We start from the raw sequence: 20168 nt of genomic DNA, 5'->3' as shown, positions 1-20168 counted from the left end.
GATGAGCCATGACTGACTCAAACAAAGCTGCACTCGGGATCTCGGGCCGTATCGCCAGCGCATTTCAGGCCAGTGCCATCACGCCACTGCTGGCGCTGCTGGCGCTGCTTTTAGGCCTGTTCGCGGTAATGATCACCCCCAAAGAAGAAGAGCCACAAATCGATGTGACCTTCGCCGACGTGTTTATCCCCTTCCCCGGTGCCACTCCGGCGGAGGTGGAACATTTGGTGACCCTGCCTGCCGAGCAGGTTATCTCTGAAATCAAAGGCATAGATACCCTTTACTCATTCTCTCAGCCTGATGGTGCCCTTATCATTGCCATCTTTGAAGTTGGGGTAAAACGCAACGACGCCATAGTGGCGCTCTACAATCAGATTTATTCCAACCTCGACAAACTGCCCAGCGGCGCAGGCGTTGGTGAGCCATTAATCAAGCCCCGTGGTATTGATGACGTGCCCATTGTCAGCCTGACGCTGTGGTCAGAATCGAAACAGACAACCCCAGAACAACTGACTCATGTTGCCCGTGGGCTGGAAACCGAGCTTAAGCGCATTCCCGGCACCCGCGAGATCTACACCCTCGGACAACATGAGTTGGTTCTCAATGTGCGCATCGACCCGGCCGCCCTGTCGGCCCATGGCCTCAGTTATGCCGATATTAATCAGGCGCTGATGGGCAACAATCAGATTTCCATGCCCATGCCACTGGTGCAGGACAATCAGGAAATCAAGGTGCAGACCGGCCAGTTCCTGCGCAGTGTCGATGATGTGCGCGATCTGGTGGTGGCGGTTCGCAGCGGCGCCGGTGGCCACAGCGAGCCTGTGTATCTGGCAGATCTGGCCGAAGTGAGCCTGAAAAGCGACCTGCCCCGCGCCCAGGTGCAACATGTAAATAAAGACGGCAGCTATCCTGCGGTCACCATCGCCATTGGTAAACAAAGCGGCATGAACGCGGTAGACGTTGCCGATGATGTGATTGCACGTCTGGCGGTGCTGGAAAACACCCTGCTGCCGGCCGATGTGCACGCCACTGTGTCGCGCAACTATGGCGAAACCGCCGCAGATAAATCAAACACGCTGATTTTTAAATTGATTTTTGCTACCGCAGCCGTGGTGGTTCTGGTGCTCTTTACCATGGGGATGCGTGAAGCCCTGGTGGTGGGCATTGCGATTATCATCACCCTGGCGCTGACCTTGTTTGCCAGCTGGGCCTGGGGCTTTACCTTAAACCGGGTGTCCCTGTTCGCGCTTATCTTCTCCATCGGCATTCTGGTGGACGACGCCATTGTGGTGGTGGAAAACATTCACCGCCATATGGCCATGGGCAAGACCTCGATGAAGGAGCTTATTCCCGTGGCCGTGGATGAAGTGGGTGGCCCGACAATTCTGGCGACCTTTACCGTGATTGCCGCCCTGCTGCCGATGGCGTTTGTATCAGGCCTGATGGGCCCCTATATGAGCCCCATTCCCATCAACGCCAGCATGGGTATGCTGATTTCATTGGCAGTGGCCTTTGTGCTCACGCCCTGGCTCAGTCGCAAGCTGCTCAAATCCCATGAGCACCATGGTGAATCGGCGAATGACGCCGGTGCCCATGGCGGTGAAGATCCGCGCATGGTACGCCTGTTCACCCGCCTGATTGGCCCCTTCCTTGGCGGCGATGAAGGCCGCAAGGCACGCCTCGGTCTGGGGCTGGGAATTGTGGGTCTTATCATGGTTGCCGTGGCCCTGCCTGCGCTGCAGGCGGTGGTGCTGAAGATGCTGCCCTTTGACAATAAGTCAGAGTTCCAGGTGATGGTGGATATGCCGGAGGGCACCACCTTTGAAGAAAACCTCAAGGTGCTGCACGCACTGGCTGATGAGCTTGCCAGCGTGGAAGAAGTGCAGCATATGCAGCTCTACGCAGGCACAGCCGCGCCGATGAACTTTAACGGCCTGGTACGTCACTACTTCCTGCGCTCAAGCCCTGAGCTTGGCGATATTCAGGTGAATCTGGTGGACAAGAAACACCGCAGCCGCGACAGCCACAGCATTGCGCTGGCGGTGCGTGGACCACTGCAGGAGATTGGCCGCCGTTTCAACGCCAACGTCAAGGTGGTGGAAGTGCCCCCCGGCCCGCCGGTGTGGTCGCCGATTGTGGCCGAGGTGTATGGCCCGAATGAGCAGCTGCGTCAGGAAGCGGCCCGCAAGGTGTTGGGTGTATTTGAAACCACAGAAGATGTGGTCGATATGGACATCTTCCTGCCGGCCGCCCAGCAAAAGTGGCAGGTGCTTATCGATCGCAGCAAAGCCGCACTTCTTGGGGTGCCCTATGGCTCGATTGTGGATCTGGTGGCCACCTCAGTGGGCGGCAAGGATGTGAGCGTGCTGCACATCGACAATCGCTCTCGCCCTGTGCCTATCCGTTTGCAGCTTGAAGAAGCCAGCAAACTGGATCTGGATGCCATCATGGGTATGACTCTGCCCGGCAGCCGCGGTCAGGTAGCAGTATCTGAACTGGTAACTATCCGTAAAGGGGTGATTGATGCGCCCATCATCCACAAAAACCTCATCCCCATGGTGATGGTGGTGGCAGATATGGCAGGCCCACTGGACAGCCCGCTCTACGGTATGTTCGAGATGGCCGGCACCATCACAGACAGCGAGGAGATGGGCTACGCCCAGCATTATGTGGTTCAACCCTCAGGGCTGACCGAAGTGGCCGTGCTGTGGGATGGCGAGTGGAAAGTCACTTACGAAACCTTCCGCGACATGGGTATCGCCTATACGGTGGGCATGATTGCGATTTACCTGTTGGTGGTGGCTCAGTTCCGCTCTTATCTGGTGCCGCTCATCATCATGGCGCCCATTCCGCTGACCGTGATTGGGGTAATGCCGGGCCATGCCCTGCTTGGGGCACAGTTCACCGCCACCTCCATGATTGGCATGATTGCGCTGGCGGGGATTATTGTCCGCAACTCGATTTTGCTGGTCGACTTTATTAATCAGGAAGTTGACCGCGGTGTCCCCTTTGCTCAGGCGGTTATCCACTCGGGCGCGGTGCGGGCCAAGCCCATCATGCTGACGGCGCTTGCCGCCATGATAGGTGCGCTGTTTATTCTGGACGATCCGATTTTCAACGGTCTGGCTATCAGTTTGATTTTCGGGATCTTTATATCAACCATTTTGACGCTGGTCGTCATCCCCGTGCTCTATTATGCCTTTATGCGGCACGGCTATGAGACCCACTAATCACTGCTATTGGGAGAAGAAATTATGTCACTCGAACGTTCTATCATGGCTTTTGCCGGTTTTATGGTGCTCTTGTCACTGGCCCTCACCGCCTGGGTGAACCACAATTTTGTCTGGCTTACCGTGTTTGTCGGCGCTAATCTGTTCCAAAGTGCCTTTACCGGATTCTGCCCCGCTGCCATGTTGATGCGCAAAATGGGGGTAAAATCGGAGGCTGAGCTTTGTAAGCTCAAACAATAGGCGCAATAACTCAAATAATAATCAAGGAGATACCGTGAAGATACTGGCCAAAATCTGGCATATTGCCCTGCTGACTGCCACCTTACTTGTGGCATCAAATACTGCTGTGGCAGCTGATAAAGACCCCCAGGCCGCCTGGGAGCGTATTCATCAGGGTGCCATGGTAGTGGATGTGCGTACGCCGGATGAGTTTGCCGCCGGACACCTCGAAGGCGCCATTAACATCCCCTTCGAGCAGATCAGCGCCGAATTTGCCGCCCGCGGTATCGCCAAAGACACTCAGGTTGTACTCTACTGTCGCAGCGGCCGCCGCAGCGGTGTTGCCAACGACGCCCTGATAGCCGACGGTTACAGCAATACATACAACGGCGGAGCCTATGAAACACTGGCTTCGACTGAAAACGCCACCAAGTCCAAATAATGGGCAGGCGATGATTCAAAAAGGCACCTTCGGGTGCCTTTTTTGTTGCATAAATGAAAATGCACAGGCCGCACAGCAAGCGGTATCCAATTGACTCAGCCATAAAAATGGCGCTTTTATGCAGTTTTACGCATCCAGCACTATAAAACACCATTGAACCACAAGCATTCGCATAACTTATTCCCAATAAGAATAAGAGAAATAAATCTTTAATAATTTTAATGCTATAGCTGAAACACCTCTGCTGAAGTGCCTTTCTGACCTCGATACAAGCCTCATTCAGTCCCGCGAATAATGATTCACATCCATAAGGCAAACTTGAATATGATCGGCCTAATGTGAATATAAATTCAAACAACAGCTCTGACCTGTATCATAGCTGCAACACGCCATTCCGTTTACATATCATTTACAACTGTGTCACTGCTGGATACATTCACTGCCGAAAAACGGATTTTTTCGCAGTTATACCGAACGGACGCTTAATAACAACGATATGTTCTGCCTCTTGCAACACGGAAGACGAGTATGACAAGCAAAAACACAAAAACTTTCGCCCTGGGTTTATCAACCCTGGCACTGGCTATTTCAGCCGGTGTCCACGCAGCTCCTGCCAACGGCATGTTTGCCGATGGTGATCACTCACCTCTGCCAAAGCGTTATGTGGTTAAGTTCAAAAATAACGCCGCCGCCGAACTGTTCAGCGCCCAAGACAGCATCAACAGCATGCAGTACCAGCCACGTACCCACGAGGTATTTGGCCATCACCGCGCCCTGAACGCTGCCAGCGCCAAAGAAATGAAGCGTATTGGCCGCAGCAACGCTTATACAGTGAAGCTGGACAATCAGGGCATCAAGGCCCTGCGCGCCCGTGCCGACGTTGAATTTGTTGAAGAAGACGTACCACGTCGCCTGCTGTCTGAAACCACGCCATGGGGTCAAACCTTCGTGGGCGCCACCCAGCTGGCAGACAACTTAAGCGGCAACCGCACCATCTGTATCATCGACTCAGGTTACGATCGTGGTCACCCTGATCTGTCCGGCAACAATGTTACCGGAACCAACAACTCAGGCACTGGCAACTGGTTTGAGCCTGGCAACAACAATGCCCACGGCACTCACGTTGCCGGTACCATTGCCGCCATCGCCAACGGCGAAGGCGTGGTGGGTGTACTGCCTAACCGCAACGCCAACATCCACGTGATCAAGGTATTTAACGAGTCTGGTTGGGGCTACTCATCCGGTCTGGTCAGCGCCATCGACACCTGTGTGGCCAACGGTGCCAACGTGGTTTCCATGTCGCTGGGCGGCGCAAGCTCCAGCACCACTGAGCGCAATGCCCTTGCCGCTCACTACAACAACGGCGTACTGCTGATTGCCGCTGCCGGTAACGATGGCGACAACACCCACAGCTACCCAGCGTCCTACGACAGCGTAGTGTCTGTTGCCGCAGTGGACAGCACTAAGCACCATGCAGCTTTCTCCCAGTACACCAACCAGGTGGAAGTATCTGGTCCGGGTGAAGCCATTCTGTCTACCGTGACCCGCGGCGAAGGCCGTCTGGCCGATATAGTGATCGGCGGTCAGTCTTACTTTGACAACGGCGTTGTGCCGCACAACCGTTTGGTGAAATCTGGCACCAGCTATGCGCCAGCCCCAATCAACGGCACTGTGACTGCCACTCTGGCCGAATGTAGCGTGTCAGGCGGCGTATTCAACTGCGGGAACATGACCGGCAAAGTGTGTCTGGTTGAACGTATCGGCAATCAGGGTTCAAGCTATCCTGAAATCAACGCAGCCAAGGCCTGTCAAAACGCCGGTGCCTCAGCCACCATCGTTTACTCCAACAGCGACCTGCCAGGCCTGCAAAACCCCTTCGTGGTCGACACCAACAGCGAGCTGACCAAGGTGTCTGTATCTGTTGACCGTGCCACCGGTCTGGCGCTGCGTGGCCGTGTAGGCTCTTCGGTTACCGTCTCCAACGAAGGCGGCAAAGACTACGAGTACTACAACGGTACTTCTATGGCGACTCCACACGTGTCCGGCGTAGCGACTCTGGTGTGGAGCTATCACCCAGAGTGTAGCGCCGCTCAGGTCCGTGCCGCCCTGCGTGCGACTGCTGAAGATCTGGATGTAGCCGGCCGTGACGACAGAACCGGTTACGGTCTGGTGGATGCTGTGGCTGCCAAAGAGTATCTGGACGCTTCCTGTGACGGCCCAACCAATGGCGGTGGCGGAAATGGCGGCTCAGACGCTGAAATGACCAATGGCGTAGCCAAGTCCAACCTCAGCGGTGCCAAGGGTGACGAGCTGCACTTCTATATCGACGTGCCAGCCGGTGCCACTGATCTGAACTTCGCCATGAGCGGTGGCAGCGGTGATGCCGACCTGTACGTTCAGTACGGCGCAGCGCCAACCACCAGCAGCTACGACTGCCGTCCATGGAAAGGCGGTAACGCCGAGTCTTGCCCAATCGCCAACGCACAGGCAGGTACTTACTATGTGATGGTTCAGGGTTACAGCGCCTTCAGCGGTGTGAACCTGGTTGCCAGCTACACCGACAACAATGGTGGCGGCAATGGCGGTGGTACTACAGGTCCTGTGAGCTACACCAACACCGACAACTACAACATTCCGGACAACAGCACCGCCGGGATCACCAGCCCAATCAACGTGACCCGCACAGGTGATTCAGGCACTGTGACCGTGGAAGTGAACATCATTCACACCTACATAGGTGATCTGCAGGTTGAGTTGATTGCCCCCAATGGCCAGGTTGCCGTGCTGCACGACAACACAGGCTCAGGCACTGACAACATCAACAAGACCTACACAGTGAACACCTCAGGTATCGAGTCTCAGGGTACCTGGAAGCTGAAGGCTGTTGACAGCGCCCGCCGCGACACCGGCTACATCGATTCCTGGAAGCTGTCTTTCCAGTAATCTGTTAACCCATAGAAAAAGGAGCCATTGGGCTCCTTTTTTATTTACTTGAATGGCTTGGATTTTCGCTAAAGGCTTGGCTTTACGCATTTAGTCTGGCAATACGCCAAAGGCTTAAATGCGTTAATCCAAGCCCCAGGGTTTAAGCAGCTTTGGCTGTAAATTCATATCCAGCAGGCCATTTGAGATAAGCAAACTGCCTTCTTCATCAATGGTGATGGCAAGGTGCATACCACGCTCCACAAAGGGCAACAGCGCATCAAGCTGCTGGTTGTCAAAGGCAAGCACCTGAAGGTGGCCGATGCGGGTATATTTACCCTGATGCTGCTTCCACCACAGCGCCAAATCCTGACCTCCGTAAGCACACACCAACACCCTGTCAGCGCGGTGGCAGGCGCGTTTGATACGCTTTTCATCGGCAAGGCCAAACTCCACCCACAGACGGTACTGGCCATCGAGTCCCGCCTCACACAGCTCTGGTTCATCCTGATTGCAAAGCTCACCGACAAATTTAACTGTGGGCGATGCATTCAAGGCAAAGGCGATAAGCCGCAGCATCAGCCGCTGCTCGGTTTCGGACGGGTGGCAGGCCACAGTAAGCTTATGCTCGGCCACATAGCTGCGGCCAAGGTCGGTAATGGACAGGGTAAGCTTGTGAATATCGGATTTGAGCGTCATCGGCCCTGCGCCGTGCGTTAAAGCGCACCGGCCCTTAAATGCCTGGCTTGGGGAAAATGCGCCCGCAGCGCCTTGATGTCGGCCGCACCGGCATACACCAGCACCCGCTTGCCACTCGCCAACCAATGCTCGAGCTCACCGATGGCAGGTTGGGCAGCTCGGTCTGCGTCGCGGCGCAGCAGCTCATTGAGCTCCAAAGGCACAGTTAAATTGCTGGCGATGCAATCAAGACGCTGCAACATCGCCATGGCGGCAATCGGCAGCAGTCGTGGCGAAGTGTCTTCATCAATCAGCAGAAGCTCACCCTGCGCGCCTATGTTCTCAAATGCATCGTCGAAATGATCCTGGGTGTTGCCATCAAATCTATCGCCATTGAGGGTAAAAAAACGCTCCCAAAAGCGGCGCCGCTCCGGCACGCTGTCAAGGCGGTTTTGCACCTGCACCCGACGCTCGGCAATAAAGTCAAACAGCGGCGCCAGCGAGGGGGGCAGCCAGGCTTCCAGCCGGGCACGGATGTCCCGGGCAAACACAGGCGCGGCGCCGGCGGTGCTGATAGCCACGACCAGTCGGCCCCGATCGACGATAGAGGGTGTGATAAAGCGGCAATGAGCCGGATTATCCACAACATTGGCCAGAATACCGCGGCTGCGGGCGACCGCCGCCAAACGCACATTGAGCGCCTCGTCGTTGGTGGCGAGGTAAGCAAGCTGCACGTCACGGATATCCTCGTCGCTGACGGCCCGTTCGCTGAGATCAATTTTACCGGCGGCTCCGAGTGCCCTCACCTCATCACAGGCCTCAAGGGCAATCACCCTGACCCTGGCATAGGTTCGGCATAAAAGCTCAAGCTTGCGGGCAGCCACATCGCCGCCGCCCACCACCAGTACCGGTAACTCGTGGGTATCAATAAAAAGCGGGAAATACTGCATGACAGGCCCTATTCGTTGACCAGCGGCAGGTTGCGCGCCACCCAGGCCTTGTAGCCACCAATGAGTGACGCCACCCGGGTGTATCCCATCAGCTGCAGGTTGTAGCAGGCCAGTGCCGAGCGATAACCGCCGCCGCAGTATAGCAGTAACGGGGTGTCTTTATCGGGGAAACGGGTTTCGACGTCCCGCTCCAGAATGCCGCGGCCCAAATGTTTTGCGCCGGGGAGATGATTGACCAGCCATTCATGATCTTCACGCACATCGAGCAGCTGCCAACTGTCGTCGGCCTGATAGTCTTCGATGGAAAGCTCGGTCACCTTGGGAAGCACAGACTCAACCAAGGCAAGAAATCCTGGATTATGCTGCATTTTTAATTCCTTATGATGCTGTTTGCGTCCAGTGTAGTGTGACGCCAAGCGCTTCACAAGTCAGCATAATTCCATCAGTTGTGGGCTTCACTGCGCTCGGCACTGCATTGCCAACAGAGCTCGAAGCTGTCTTCGTTCATCTCATGGCAGTTGATGCATTGCCACTGGGGTCGGTCGCAGGCTAGGCTTTCGAGCTGACTCTGGGCCATTTTAAGCTCGGACTCATTCACCCACAGCTCGACATTCTGCAGATCCACCGGCAATTCACCCACGCCGCCAAGGAGCGCTTCGCCCCTAAGCTCCACCTGAATGCCACAAGCCTGCAGTAATCCCTTCCAGGTATGCGCCTGCAGCAAATTGCCACCGGCCAGCAAACATTTTCTTTCTTCCATCGGACTTTCCTACAACCACTGCTGTCTCTTGTAATTGTCGCCCGCGGCGCTACGGCCGGGGTCAGCCCATGCTAACGGCAAACTGCTTGAAAATCGAGCGCTGAAAATGTGTCATTGTTAACATTTTTAAAACATGCTGTTCGGTGTCGGCAAAAGTCAGCCATAAAAAAACCACCCCTAAGGGTGGTCTTTCACAGGACATCAGCCTCAGGGCATGATGGAAGGCTGATCGGCGCCTTCTTTTTCCACTTCCACAGGCATCATGTGCTCACGGTTAATACCGAGGCGAATGGCCAGGTAACTCGCCACATAGATGGACGAGTAGGTACCCACCACAATACCCAGCAGCAGCGCCGTGGCGAAGCCGTGAATAAGGGTACCGCCCTTGAGGAACAGTGCCACAACGGTGATCAGCGTTGTGCCCGTGGTGATAATCGTACGGCTCATGGTCTGGGTGATAGAGGTGTTAACCACTTCTTCCGGACTGCCCTTACGCATCTTGAGGAAGTTCTCACGGATACGGTCGAACACTACGATGGTATCGTTGAGTGAGTAACCCACTACCGTCAAGAGACCCGCCAGTACGGTGAGGTCAAACTCGAGCTGCAGTAAGGAGAATACACCCAGGGTCACGATAACGTCGTGGGCCAGTGCGGCCACCGAGCCTGCGGCGAGACGCCACTCGAAGCGGAACGACACGTAAATAAGGATACAGATAAGCGCCACCAGTACTGCGAGGCCGCCCTGCTCTGCCAATTCCTTACCTACCTGCGGACCGACGAATTCCACCCGCTTCTGGGCAACGTCCGGATCGAGCTTCATGGCTTCGGCCATAACCACACGAACCTGATCGTCACTCTTCACGCCTTCACGTACCTGCAGACGCACCAGCACGTCGCGGCTTGAACCGAAGTTCTGTACCACGGCGCCGGCAACTTCAGGCTCGGCCAGGTTGTTACGCAGCGTCTCCAGGTTGGCTGGTTTGGAGAATTCCATCTCCACCACGGTACCACCGGTAAAATCCAGGCCCCAGTTAATGCCACGGGTAGCCAGCGACACCAGCGAACCCACCACCAAAATGGCAGACAGGATGCTGATGGGCAGCGCGTGCTTGAGGAAGTTGATGGAGCCCTTGATATCTAAAAGCTGAAACATGGTATTGGCTCCCTCAAATCGACAGTTTCTTCACGCGCTTGCCACCCCAGAGGGCGTTAACAATCGCGCGGGTGCCCACGATGGCCGTGAACATAGAAGTAGCGATACCAATCATCAGGGTCACGGCGAAGCCTTTCACCGCACCAGTACCCACGGCAAACAGAATAAGCGCGGTAATAAAGGTGGTGATGTTGGCGTCGGCAATGGTCGACAAGGCGTTGCCGTAACCTTCGTGGATGGCCTGCTGCACGCTGCGACCGGCACGAAGCTCTTCACGAATACGCTCGTAAATCAGCACGTTACCGTCAACGGCCATACCCACTGTCAGCACCATACCGGCAATACCCGGCAGGGTCAGTACCGCACCAGGGATCATGGACATCACACCCACCACCATGATGAGGTTGGCACACAGCGCCAGGTTGGCAATCACACCGAAGGCACGGTAGTACACCAGCATAAATGCCAGTACCACAGCCATACCCCAAATCATTGCCTGCAGACCATTTTCGATGTTTTCCGCACCCAGGCTTGGACCAATGGTGCGTTCTTCCACGATGGACACAGGGGCAATCAGGGCACCGGCACGCAGCAACAGTGCCAGATTCTGCGACTCGCTGTGGGTCAGACCCGTGATAACAAAGTTACGGCCAAGGCGTGCCTGAATGGTAGCAACCGAGATAACTTCCTCGATTTTACGCATTTTTACGCTGCCGTCTGGGTTACGCTCACCGCTGTCCTTGTACTCAATGAACAGGGTCGCCATCGGCTTGCCGATGTTGTCCTTGGTGACGTTGGAGAAGATTTCCCCGCCCTTGGCATCCAGCTGAATGGCAACCTGTGGACGGCTGTATTCGTCGAACGAAGGCTGGGCGCCGGTGATATGGTCACCGGTGAGCATCACTTCTTTCTTCAGTACAACCGGACCACCTTCGCGGCGCTGATACAGCTCGCTGCCGGCTGGCACACGGCCATTACTGGCTGCAGCCACATCGGCTTTTTCATCTACCATGTGGAATTCAATCGAGGCTGTCGCACCCAGGATTTCCTTGGCACGGGCAGTGTCCTGCACACCAGGCAGCTCAACGATGATGCGCTCGGCACCCTGACGCTGCACCACAGGCTCGGCTACACCCAGCTCGTTCACACGGTTACGAATGGTGGTGATGTTCTGCTGCAGGGCTTCCTCTTTGATTTGCTTGAGGTATGCCTCGCTCATAACCGCCAGCAGTACGTAGTTTTTACCACTGGAGATGTCAGAAAACACCATGTCGTTGCTGCGGCTTTTGAGGAAACGCTCGGCCTGACCCACAGTTTCGGCGTCACGGAACTTGATCTCAATGCCACGCACAGTGCGATGCACGCCGGCATAGCGAATGCGCTCTTCCCGAAGCTGACCACGGAAATCAGCAATCTTGGCTTCTTCCATCTTGCGGATGGCTTCGCCCATGTCCACTTCCATCAGGAAGTGCACACCGCCGCGAAGGTCAAGACCGAGTTTCATCGGGCTGCCACCGACGGATTCCAGCCACTCAGGAGTAGCAGGCGCCAGGTTCAGGGCAACTGTGTATTTGTCGCCCAGCAGCTCAGCAATGGTTTCCTTGGCAGTCAGCTGATCTTCGGCGTTGGCAACACGAACCAGCAACTGGCCGTTTTCCAACTCGGAACGCTTAACGCCAATACCTTTGGCAGTCAGGGCCTCGGTCACGTTCGACTGGGTCGTCGCTGTCACCTCGGCACCACGGGTTGCCACCACCTGTACGGCATGATCTTCGCCGAACAGGTTGGGCAGCGCATAGAAGCCACCAATGGCGATGACCAGCACCACCATGATGTTCTTCCACATTGGGTATTTATTTAGCACGCCTTTAGCCCTCTTGGCTTACAGGGACTGGATAGAGCCTTTAGGCAATACCGCCGCAATATAGTCCTTTTTAATGGTGATGTTGGTGCTGTCGTTCAGCGCCAGCACAACGTAGTCGCTGTCTTCGGAGATCTTGGCGATTTTGCCGAGGATACCGCCGCTGGTCAGCACTTCGTCACCCTTGGAGAGGGAGGACATCAGGTTTTTGTGCTCTTTGACGCGCTTGGATTGAGGACGGAAGATCATGAAGTAGAAAATCAGACCGAACAGGCCGAGCATGATCACAAGTTCCATGGTACCACCGCCCTGGGGAGCGGCACCTGCTGCATTGGCATACGCGTTTGAAATGAACATAGATTTCTCTTCTTATTGCTTGATTGTTAGTCTTTTAGCTCAGGAACTTCGCGCCCTTGACTGGTATAGAAGTCCTCAACAAAGGCGTCTAATGTACCTGTCTCGATGGCGCCGCGCAAACCCTCCATCAACCTTTGGTAATAACGCAGGTTGTGGATGGTGTTGAGACGGGCTCCCAAGATTTCGTTACAACGATCCAGGTGATGCAAATATGCACGGGAATAGTTAGTGCAGGTATAGCAATCACACTTGGCGTCCAGCGGTGAAGTGTCGTCGCGATGCCGCGCATTGCGGATCTTGATAACGCCTTCACTGGTAAACAGGTGGCCGTTGCGGGCATTACGGGTTGGCATAACACAGTCAAACATGTCAACGCCTCGACGTACGCCTTCAACCAGATCCTCCGGCTTACCTACCCCCATCAGATAGCGTGGTTTGTCAGCAGGAATTTGCGGGCACACATGCTCAAGTACTCGATGCATGTCTGCTTTGGGCTCACCCACCGCCAGACCACCGACGGCATAGCCGTCAAAACCAATTTCGAGCAGCCCCTTGAGGCTCTCGTCACGCAAGTCTTCGTACACGCTGCCCTGAATAATCCCAAACAGTGAGTTGGGGTTTTCGAGGCGGTCGAACTCATCCCGTGAACGCTGAGCCCAGCGCAGTGACATCTGCATGGACTTGCGTGCTTCATCGTACGTCGCCGGATAAGGCGTGCACTCATCAAAAATCATCACTACATCGGAACCGAGTGAATGCTGGATTTGCATCGACTTTTCGGCATCCATAAAAATCTTTTCGCCGTTGATGGGCGAGCGGAAATGCACCCCTTCTTCGGTGATCTTACGGATATCGCCGAGGCTGAATACCTGAAAACCGCCCGAGTCGGTGAGAATAGGACGCTGCCAGTTCATAAAGTCATGCAGATCGCCGTGCTTGCGCATGATCTCTTCACCGGGGCGCAGCCACAGGTGGAAGGTGTTGCCAAGCAAAATATCGGCGCCGGTGGCACGCACTTCTTCAGGGGTCATGCCTTTAACAGTGCCGTAGGTGCCCACAGGCATAAAGGCCGGGGTTTCCACTGTGCCACGTTCGAAAACCAGTCTGCCGCGACGGGCGCGCCCCTGGGTAGTAATCAATTCAAATTTCATAATGACCTCGTCAGAGAAACAGTCTGACTGCATTTGGGCCCAAATGGCCGATTCAACTCACATGGGGGTGGCGGCATGTCCCTTCAAGGCGCCGCCACCAAAAAAAAGCCCAACCAGAAGGTTGGGCAGGCATTTTAAAGCAAAAAATGCCTTTAGGGGGCTTTTTTAGTCACAAACATGGCATCGCCATAACTGAAAAAGCGGTATTTTTGTTCAACCGCGTGGCGATAGGCGCCAATCACCTCATCGAAGCCGGCAAAGGCGCTCACCAGCATGATAAGTGTCGACTCCGGCAGGTGGAAATTGGTCACCATGGCATCGACCACTTTGAACTCGAAACCGGGGAAGATAAAGATATCGGTATCACCGCAGAAGGGCTGCAATTCGCCTTCGCTGGCTTTGGCGGCACTCTCCAGAGAACGCACCGAGGTAGTACCCACGGCAATGACCCGCTTACCCGCCGCCTTGGTGGCACGGATTTTCTCTACCACCTCGGCTGGCACTTCGGCCCACTCGGAGTGCATCTTGTGCTCAAGCACATTGTCGACCCGCACTGGCTGGAAGGTACCTGCACCCACGTGCAAGGTCACAAACGCCATGTCCACACCTTTGGCTTTCAGGGCGTCAAGAATGGTTTCGTCAAAGTGCAGACCTGCCGTCGGGGCTGCTACGGCGCCGGGACGCTCGTTATAGACAGTCTGATAGCGCTCTTTGTCAGCATCTTCATCGGGGCGGTCGATATAAGGCGGCAGCGGCATGTGTCCCACGGCTTCCAGCACTTCGAGGATGGTTTTATCGTCTTTGAGCGACAGCTCAAATAAGGCATCGTGACGGGCATCCATCGTCATCTTAAAGCCGCCATCGAGGATGATCTCGGCGCCTGGCTTGGGGGATTTGGATGAACGCACATGGGCCAGAATGCGTTTATCATCCAGCATGCGCTCCACCAGGATTTCCAGCTTGCCGCCACTGGCCTTCTGGCCAAACAGACGCGCCGGAATAACCCGGGTGTTATTGAAAATCATCAGGTCGCCAGGCTCAATCAACCCCAGGATATCGGTAAACTGGCGATCGGCCAGGGCACCGCTATTGCCTTCCAGATGCAGCAAACGGGAGGCAGTGCGCTCCGCCATCGGATAGCGCGCAATTAATTCATCAGGAAGATCAAAGGTAAAATCAGCAACTCGCATCTACTACTCTCACGCCGTGGCCAAAAAAGACGCGCGTAGTCTAGGGGCTGAGCCAGGTAAGATCAAGGATCCTTGGGTACTGGCTTATTACCCTTGGTTTGCTGTTCGACAGATTTTGCGCCGGGTTGATTATCTAATTGTTCGAATGGGATATCGAACTGAACCTTTCTGCGCTGGGGGGACTTTTTGATGCCAAAGACTTTCGTGAACCAATTCCACATCGTCCGTGATTCCTCAAGGTGCTCAATTACTCAGGGTGCTGATGTCACATCCTTAAGGGTTCCCCCTGGCTCTTTGGCCATGGTTGCATTTTATGGGTTCCCTAGACATCGGCGCGCATGATACCTTGAACCCCCGAGTCAATCCAAGTACAAATTATGAACTTTCTTGCACACCTGCACCTGGCCGACATCAGTGGTACCAGTCTGGCGGCTAACCTCGCCGGCGACTTTGCCAAGGGGCCGGTTGAGCGCTTCCCCAAGGCGCTGCAACAGGGGCTGTGGCTCCACCGACAAATCGACAAGATCACGGACGAGCATGAGATTTTTAAAGAAATGCTCGGCAAGTTCCCCAAACACTTAAGCCGTGCAGCCCCTATCCTGATTGATCTCGGTTTTGACCATCGCCTCGCCCGCGACTGGGAAGAATACCATCACCAGCCATTGGCAGAGTTTTGCCGCTTGGCGTATTCCCAACTGCTGGACTGCCAGGAACTGCCGGAGAAACTCGCCGCCATCGCCCCCAAAATGCAGGCCGAAGACTGGTTTGGCAGCTACGCCCACCGTCAGGGCATCAACGCCGCCATCAACGGCGTGCGAAGCCGCTTATCCCATCCCGAAATATTCAACGGCGCCGAGCAGGTGATTGAGGAGCTGGATATTGAGCTCGAAATTGCCTTTCGCACCCTGTATCCGCAGCTGATGGCCTATGCCAGACGCCTTGCCCGCACTACCCCGGAGCAATATCTGTAAATGACGGATACGCCCAAACCCCGCAGCAAAGCCAAACGACTGATGGTCGAAGCCCTGATTGCCATCGGTCTTTTTTATGGCATATCCCTATACTTTCAAAAAGATATGTTGAAAGATGCCGCGCCTGTGATTGCCGCCAAAGGGGTGAATGGCAGCAGCCTCAGCCTGCCATCCGCATCCGGTAAGGCTACCCTGGTGTACTTTTTCGCGAAGTGGTGCGGCGCCTGCAAGCTCACCTCCCCCGCCGTTGCCAGTATAAGCGCCGATTATCCGGTGCTGGCGATTGCGGTCGATTCGGGCAGCGATGCCGAGGTCAAGGCGTTTCTCGAGGCAAAGGGTTATGGCTTTGATGCTCTGAATGACGATGGCGCCCTCAGTCACCACTTTGGGGTCAGCGGATTTCCATCCCTGTTTGTGGTGGACGCCAAGGGGCAGGTGCGCTTTGTTACCCGCGGCGTCAGCACAGAACCAGCGCTCAGAGCCCGGCTTTTGCTGACCGAACTGCTGCAATAGTCGTGGAAACTTCGTAGAATGCGCCCACTTGATTCGTGTGCGCCAGTGAAGGAGGCGTGATGGAGATTTTTGACTACCGCCCCCCGTCCGTGCCCTGGCTCGATATTCGCTATATCGACCGTGACATTATCATCATCAATAAACCCTCGGGGCTACTGTCCAATCCCGGCATGGCCGCCCATACCCACGACAGTGCGATAACCCGCCTGTGTCAGCTTTACCCGGATGCAATTCTGGTACACCGTCTGGACTGCGCCACCTCGGGCATCATGGTATTTGCCCGCAGCAAAAAAGCCGAATCCAACCTGAAGACCCAATTTCAGAACCGCCAAACCGGCAAGCTGTATCTAGCCGAGGTGGCAGGGGAAATGGCACTGGATGAAGGCACCATAGATCTGCCCCTTGGCAAAGACAGAAGTAATCCGCCGTGGCAGAAGGTCGATAAGGCGGAAGGCCGCCCTGCGGTAACCCATTTCAAGGTGCTGGAGCGACGTGACAACTCAACCCTGGTGGCATTGATGCCGGAAACCGGCCGGACCCATCAGCTGCGGGTGCACATGCTGGCTTTAGGTCACCCCATTCTGGGCGATGAGTTTTACGGCAGGGAAATGGCGTTTGGAGACGGCACGGTGGAAAGTGCCAGAGAGCGGCTGTGTCTGCATGCCCAGAGACTGGAATTCAGTCACCCCTGGTCAAACAAGCCGATGCAGTTTGAGAGCCCAGCGCCGTTTTAATACAGCACCGTTTTAATATTTTGCCGGATAAACACTGCGCTGAAGAAACTAAGCGCTGAATAGACACTGCGCAGTTATCACAGAAAATCAATGCTGCGCTTTATAACAATCACGCGCAGTGGCGATAATTCTTGCTTTGCGGCTTGAGTCCCTAAGGCTCAAGCCAGCAGCTCGCGCAAGCCTTAAGCAACCAGCACTTCGTCGCGGGCTGGTGCAGTGTAATAGCTGCCGCGATGGTTACAGAACTCAAGTCCGGCCTGAGTTACCATAAAATACTCACCGAAGAAGTTACCACCAAGATCTTCAAGCTTAAGGCCGGAATCGGTTTCGGTCAGACGCATCTCATCACGGCTGTGGCAGCCGTCACTGAACCAGGTTTCCAAAAAAATCCGGCCATCCTCTTTATACAGAGTCAGACTGTCACCTTGATCGGGTCTTTCGTCAACCCAACGTCCCATCAGCTCACGTACACTCATTTCTGCCTCCCGCCCGGACAGGCGCCGACGCTTTTCAAATGCAGACACGGTTGAATCCCTATGCATAATTTGCGCAGCAGCAAACATTCCAAAAACCTCTGCTGCATTCAGCATAGTTGCCATTGACTCTTTTCTCCGTTAAACCAGCGTAAATCGTTAAAATTAGGTGAAGATACGGATAAAAACCTGTGATAAACAACCACTTTAATTTCCGTTCTCTGTTTGCGGGAAGTGTAACTCAGCTGGAAAATAAAAACGCGAGCAATATCACTATTTATGCGTAAATTTTCGACGCTGCCGCGTAAAGCAAAAACGCCAGCGCGCCTCGGTCACGGCAAAGTCGCAGTCGTGTGCTTTTTGATAGATGGGATTGTTCTTGGCAGAAGCTATGCTAGGCAAAAAGAAACCGCCAATCGGCAGCGCCACACGCACTGCCGCTGGCCAAAAACAGGCCCCACACGGCGGAGCCTGCCTGACACGCTTTGGATTAATGCTTGTAAAAGGAGATACTTCTGATGGCGAGGCTGAACTCCCCTTCCACACCATCGCCGGCCACCAGACCAAAACCACAAACCTGAAAACGGTCAAGCGGCGGCGCCATGGCCGTCAAGCCGCGGCGCATGGCCACAAAGTGATTGAATGGGATCCGATAGCGACGCCAATGACGCTGCTCGCTGTGCACCTCCCCCAGCATCGCCTGATACACGTGCCGGTCGCCGCAAGCCACGTCCTTAAGATTGACCTTAAACAGCCGCTGTGGCGCTTCAATCTCAAGCTCTACCCCCAAATAGGCGCTGACATCCTTAGGCTCAAAGTCCAGATATACAGAGGCAAATCCGCCCCCATTGGCGAGCGAGACGAGACCGGTGAACAATCCATGGCCCTTGGGCGATGTCAGTAATTGTGCACGGGACTGGCCTCCCATCAGCGAGTCCGTCACGCTGTACCAGTCTCGCGTACTGTCCAGCGCGGTAAAATCGACGAGCCGCATACTTACCTCCTGATTTCTCGTCTGCTGTGCCAATAAAAAAACGGCAGTAATTTAATACTGCCGCTTTTTCAGCGATATGCAAAGCCGGAGGCAATTAACTGGCTTGTTTACGCTCCGCCGCTTCACAGGCTGCTGCGGTAAAAAGCACGTCGGTGGAGCTGTTCAGCGCAGTCTCGGCACTGTCCTGAATGACACCAATGGTAAAGCCTACCGCCACCACCTGCATGGCAACATCGTTGGAAATACCAAAGAGCGAACAGGCCAGCGGGATCAGCAGTAAGGAACCACCGGCAACGCCAGAGGCGCCGCAAGCCGATACTGCAGCAATCACACTGAGCAGCAGCGCCGTGGCCAAATCCACCTCAATCCCGAGGGTATGCACCGCCGCCAGCGTCAGCACTGTGATGGTGATGGCAGCGCCTGCCATGTTAATGGTGGCACCAAGGGGAATAGACACCGAATAGGTATCTTCATGCAGCTTCAAGCGCTCGCACAGCGCCATATTCACCGGAATGTTGGCCGCGCTTGAGCGGGTGAAAAAGGCCGTCACGCCACTTTCGCGCAGGCACTTGAATACCAGCGGATAAGGGTTACGACGAATTTTCAGAAACACAATCAGCGGATTGACCACAAAGGCGATAACCGCCATGGCTCCCAGCAATACACCTAGCAGTCGGGCATAGGCAGTGAGCGCCTCGAATCCGGTTTGAGCAAAGGTTGCAGCCACCAGACCGAAAATACCAATGGGCGCCAAACGAATGATAAAACGCACCAGCTGGGATACCCCGTGGCTCACATCATGCAGCACGGTTTTGGTAGCAGCACTGGCGTGACGCAACACCACACCCAGCCCCACACCCCAGGCCAGAATGCCGATATAGTTGGCATTGATAAGCGCATTCACCGGGTTATCCACCAGCTTGAACAGCAGAGTGTTCAATACTTCGCTGATCCCCTGTGGCGGATTGGAGCCGGAGGCGGCATCAATCAAAATCAGGCTGGTTGGGAAGGCAAAACTCATCAGTACCGCGGTAAGTGCCGCCGCAAAGGTGCCAATCAAGTACAGCACAACAATGGGGCGCATATTGGTCTGTGAACCGGTTTGCTGATTGGCAATAGACGCAGCCACCAGCACAAACACCAGCACAGGGGCTATGGCCTTAAGCGCACTGACGAAAAGGTCACCAAGGAAAGCGACCTGATTGGCCGTCGACGGACTGTAAGCTGCAAGTGCGCCACCGGCGAGGATCCCCACAAAAATTTGCAGCACCAGGCTGCCACCGGCAACGTTTGCCAGCAATGATTTTTCAGTACTCATGACTTGACCTGTCGTTATTATCGTTATGTACCTTGACGGCAGAATGGCGCTGATATGTTGGAAAGCTCAGTGCCTGGCTTTGGGTTTTATCGAAACTGAGCAACTTTGTCCAGCAAAGGCCTGATAAAGACCCGCCTGAGTCGGGTTGGGATACCCCGGCGTTGCATTTTACTTGCATTCACTCAACATCTGCTGAGCCTAACCGCGTCAGCGCCCGCGATTGTAGCTCTCGCCTCAACCATGGCTGTGA

General features: G+C 55.0%; 19 protein-coding genes. 7 read left to right on the top strand and 12 right to left on the bottom strand.

The window, feature by feature from the left end:
* The first annotated feature begins 8 nt into the window (after positions 1–8).
* From MJ923_RS06610 to MJ923_RS06595, 4 genes are all read left to right on the top strand, one after another.
* The gene (locus MJ923_RS06610; protein WP_240590421.1) at positions 9–3230 is read left to right on the top strand and encodes an efflux RND transporter permease subunit; all 3222 of its coding nucleotides are present in this window, start codon (positions 9–11) and stop codon (positions 3228–3230) included.
* 24 nt (positions 3231–3254) lie between these two features.
* Positions 3255–3470 (top strand): YgaP family membrane protein, encoded by a 216-nt coding sequence (locus MJ923_RS06605; RefSeq protein ID WP_126167332.1) that lies wholly within the window; start codon positions 3255–3257, stop codon positions 3468–3470.
* 34 nt (positions 3471–3504) lie between these two features.
* Positions 3505–3891, top strand: coding sequence for a rhodanese-like domain-containing protein (locus MJ923_RS06600; protein ID WP_420854419.1), 387 nt, complete (start codon positions 3505–3507; stop codon positions 3889–3891).
* A gap of 528 nt (positions 3892–4419) precedes the next feature.
* Complete coding sequence (locus MJ923_RS06595) at positions 4420–6834, top strand: S8 family serine peptidase (protein ID WP_240590420.1); 2415 nt, start codon at positions 4420–4422, stop codon at positions 6832–6834.
* A gap of 123 nt (positions 6835–6957) precedes the next feature.
* Here MJ923_RS06595 and MJ923_RS06590 read toward each other — a convergent pair whose 3' ends face one another.
* The 9 genes from MJ923_RS06590 to queA all read right to left on the bottom strand — a co-directional run bounded on the left by MJ923_RS06590 (position 6958) and on the right by queA (position 14915).
* A complete protein-coding gene (locus MJ923_RS06590; RefSeq protein WP_240590419.1) occupies positions 6958–7512 on the bottom strand; it encodes a YaeQ family protein in 555 nt (184 codons plus the stop codon).
* 17 nt (positions 7513–7529) lie between these two features.
* On the bottom strand, positions 7530–8441 hold the full coding sequence (locus MJ923_RS06585; protein WP_240590418.1) for a precorrin-2 dehydrogenase/sirohydrochlorin ferrochelatase family protein: 912 nt from the start codon (positions 8439–8441) through the stop codon (positions 7530–7532).
* A gap of 8 nt (positions 8442–8449) precedes the next feature.
* On the bottom strand, positions 8450–8809 hold the full coding sequence (locus MJ923_RS06580) for a rhodanese-like domain-containing protein (RefSeq protein WP_126167337.1): 360 nt from the start codon (positions 8807–8809) through the stop codon (positions 8450–8452).
* A 74-nt stretch (positions 8810–8883) separates the two neighbouring features.
* Positions 8884–9201, bottom strand: coding sequence for a putative signal transducing protein (locus tag MJ923_RS06575; protein ID WP_240590417.1), 318 nt, complete (start codon positions 9199–9201; stop codon positions 8884–8886).
* 207 nt (positions 9202–9408) lie between these two features.
* Complete coding sequence (secF, locus tag MJ923_RS06570; protein ID WP_240590416.1) at positions 9409–10356, bottom strand: protein translocase subunit SecF; 948 nt, start codon at positions 10354–10356, stop codon at positions 9409–9411.
* Positions 10357–10369: 13 nt separating this feature from the next.
* A complete protein-coding gene (gene secD / locus MJ923_RS06565) occupies positions 10370–12220 on the bottom strand; it encodes a protein translocase subunit SecD (protein WP_240590415.1) in 1851 nt (616 codons plus the stop codon).
* A gap of 18 nt (positions 12221–12238) precedes the next feature.
* A complete protein-coding gene (gene yajC, locus MJ923_RS06560; protein ID WP_126167341.1) occupies positions 12239–12574 on the bottom strand; it encodes a preprotein translocase subunit YajC in 336 nt (111 codons plus the stop codon).
* Positions 12575–12600: 26 nt separating this feature from the next.
* A complete protein-coding gene (gene tgt, locus MJ923_RS06555; protein WP_240590414.1) occupies positions 12601–13725 on the bottom strand; it encodes a tRNA guanosine(34) transglycosylase Tgt in 1125 nt (374 codons plus the stop codon).
* Between the two features lie 152 nt (positions 13726–13877).
* Entirely contained in the window at positions 13878–14915 is a 1038-nt protein-coding gene (gene queA, locus MJ923_RS06550; protein ID WP_240590413.1) for a tRNA preQ1(34) S-adenosylmethionine ribosyltransferase-isomerase QueA, read from the bottom strand.
* A gap of 377 nt (positions 14916–15292) precedes the next feature.
* Here queA and MJ923_RS06545 point away from each other — a divergent pair, with 377 nt between their 5' ends.
* Genes MJ923_RS06545 through MJ923_RS06535 form a run of 3 tightly spaced genes read left to right on the top strand, consistent with a single transcriptional unit; the run spans position 15293 to position 17133 of the window.
* On the top strand, positions 15293–15886 hold the full coding sequence (locus tag MJ923_RS06545; protein ID WP_240590412.1) for an acyl carrier protein phosphodiesterase: 594 nt from the start codon (positions 15293–15295) through the stop codon (positions 15884–15886).
* Positions 15887–16399: a protein disulfide oxidoreductase gene (locus MJ923_RS06540; RefSeq protein WP_240590411.1), complete on the top strand. Its 513-nt coding sequence runs from the start codon at positions 15887–15889 to the stop codon at positions 16397–16399.
* A 59-nt stretch (positions 16400–16458) separates the two neighbouring features.
* Positions 16459–17133: an RluA family pseudouridine synthase gene (locus tag MJ923_RS06535; protein WP_240590410.1), complete on the top strand. Its 675-nt coding sequence runs from the start codon at positions 16459–16461 to the stop codon at positions 17131–17133.
* Positions 17134–17315: 182 nt separating this feature from the next.
* Here MJ923_RS06535 and MJ923_RS06530 read toward each other — a convergent pair whose 3' ends face one another.
* The 3 genes from MJ923_RS06530 to sstT all read right to left on the bottom strand — a co-directional run bounded on the left by MJ923_RS06530 (position 17316) and on the right by sstT (position 19918).
* The gene (locus tag MJ923_RS06530; protein WP_240590409.1) at positions 17316–17609 is read right to left on the bottom strand and encodes a hypothetical protein; all 294 of its coding nucleotides are present in this window, start codon (positions 17607–17609) and stop codon (positions 17316–17318) included.
* A 487-nt stretch (positions 17610–18096) separates the two neighbouring features.
* Entirely contained in the window at positions 18097–18600 is a 504-nt protein-coding gene (locus tag MJ923_RS06525; RefSeq protein WP_240590408.1) for a CIA30 family protein, read from the bottom strand.
* Positions 18601–18694: 94 nt separating this feature from the next.
* Entirely contained in the window at positions 18695–19918 is a 1224-nt protein-coding gene (gene sstT / locus MJ923_RS06520; RefSeq protein ID WP_240590407.1) for a serine/threonine transporter SstT, read from the bottom strand.
* Positions 19919–20168: the final 250 nt, after the last annotated feature.

This window comes from Shewanella zhuhaiensis, assembly GCF_022484835.1.
GTDB lineage: Bacteria > Pseudomonadota > Gammaproteobacteria > Enterobacterales > Shewanellaceae > Shewanella > Shewanella khirikhana.
The sequence above is the reverse complement of the archived record's forward strand: the minus strand, read 5'-3'. Positions and strand labels throughout refer to the sequence as shown.

Excerpts from the sequence above, each read along its gene's own strand:
- MJ923_RS06610 (WP_240590421.1), top strand. The coding sequence starts at position 9 with ATGACTGACTCAAACAAAGCTGCACTCGGGATCTCGGGCCGTATCGCC.
- MJ923_RS06605 (WP_126167332.1), top strand. The coding sequence starts at position 3,255 with ATGTCACTCGAACGTTCTATCATGGCTTTTGCCGGTTTTATGGTGCTC.
- MJ923_RS06595 (WP_240590420.1), top strand. The coding sequence starts at position 4,420 with ATGACAAGCAAAAACACAAAAACTTTCGCCCTGGGTTTATCAACCCTG.
- MJ923_RS06590 (WP_240590419.1), bottom strand. The coding sequence starts at position 7,512 with ATGACGCTCAAATCCGATATTCACAAGCTTACCCTGTCCATTACCGAC.
- MJ923_RS06585 (WP_240590418.1), bottom strand. The coding sequence starts at position 8,441 with ATGCAGTATTTCCCGCTTTTTATTGATACCCACGAGTTACCGGTACTG.
- MJ923_RS06580 (WP_126167337.1), bottom strand. The coding sequence starts at position 8,809 with ATGCAGCATAATCCAGGATTTCTTGCCTTGGTTGAGTCTGTGCTTCCC.
- MJ923_RS06575 (WP_240590417.1), bottom strand. The coding sequence starts at position 9,201 with ATGGAAGAAAGAAAATGTTTGCTGGCCGGTGGCAATTTGCTGCAGGCG.
- secF (WP_240590416.1), bottom strand. The coding sequence starts at position 10,356 with ATGTTTCAGCTTTTAGATATCAAGGGCTCCATCAACTTCCTCAAGCAC.
- yajC (WP_126167341.1), bottom strand. The coding sequence starts at position 12,574 with ATGTTCATTTCAAACGCGTATGCCAATGCAGCAGGTGCCGCTCCCCAG.
- tgt (WP_240590414.1), bottom strand. The coding sequence starts at position 13,725 with ATGAAATTTGAATTGATTACTACCCAGGGGCGCGCCCGTCGCGGCAGA.
- queA (WP_240590413.1), bottom strand. The coding sequence starts at position 14,915 with ATGCGAGTTGCTGATTTTACCTTTGATCTTCCTGATGAATTAATTGCG.
- MJ923_RS06545 (WP_240590412.1), top strand. The coding sequence starts at position 15,293 with ATGAACTTTCTTGCACACCTGCACCTGGCCGACATCAGTGGTACCAGT.
- MJ923_RS06540 (WP_240590411.1), top strand. The coding sequence starts at position 15,887 with ATGACGGATACGCCCAAACCCCGCAGCAAAGCCAAACGACTGATGGTC.
- MJ923_RS06535 (WP_240590410.1), top strand. The coding sequence starts at position 16,459 with ATGGAGATTTTTGACTACCGCCCCCCGTCCGTGCCCTGGCTCGATATT.
- MJ923_RS06530 (WP_240590409.1), bottom strand. The coding sequence starts at position 17,609 with ATGAGTGTACGTGAGCTGATGGGACGTTGGGTTGACGAAAGACCCGAT.
- MJ923_RS06525 (WP_240590408.1), bottom strand. The coding sequence starts at position 18,600 with ATGCGGCTCGTCGATTTTACCGCGCTGGACAGTACGCGAGACTGGTAC.
- sstT (WP_240590407.1), bottom strand. The coding sequence starts at position 19,918 with ATGAGTACTGAAAAATCATTGCTGGCAAACGTTGCCGGTGGCAGCCTG.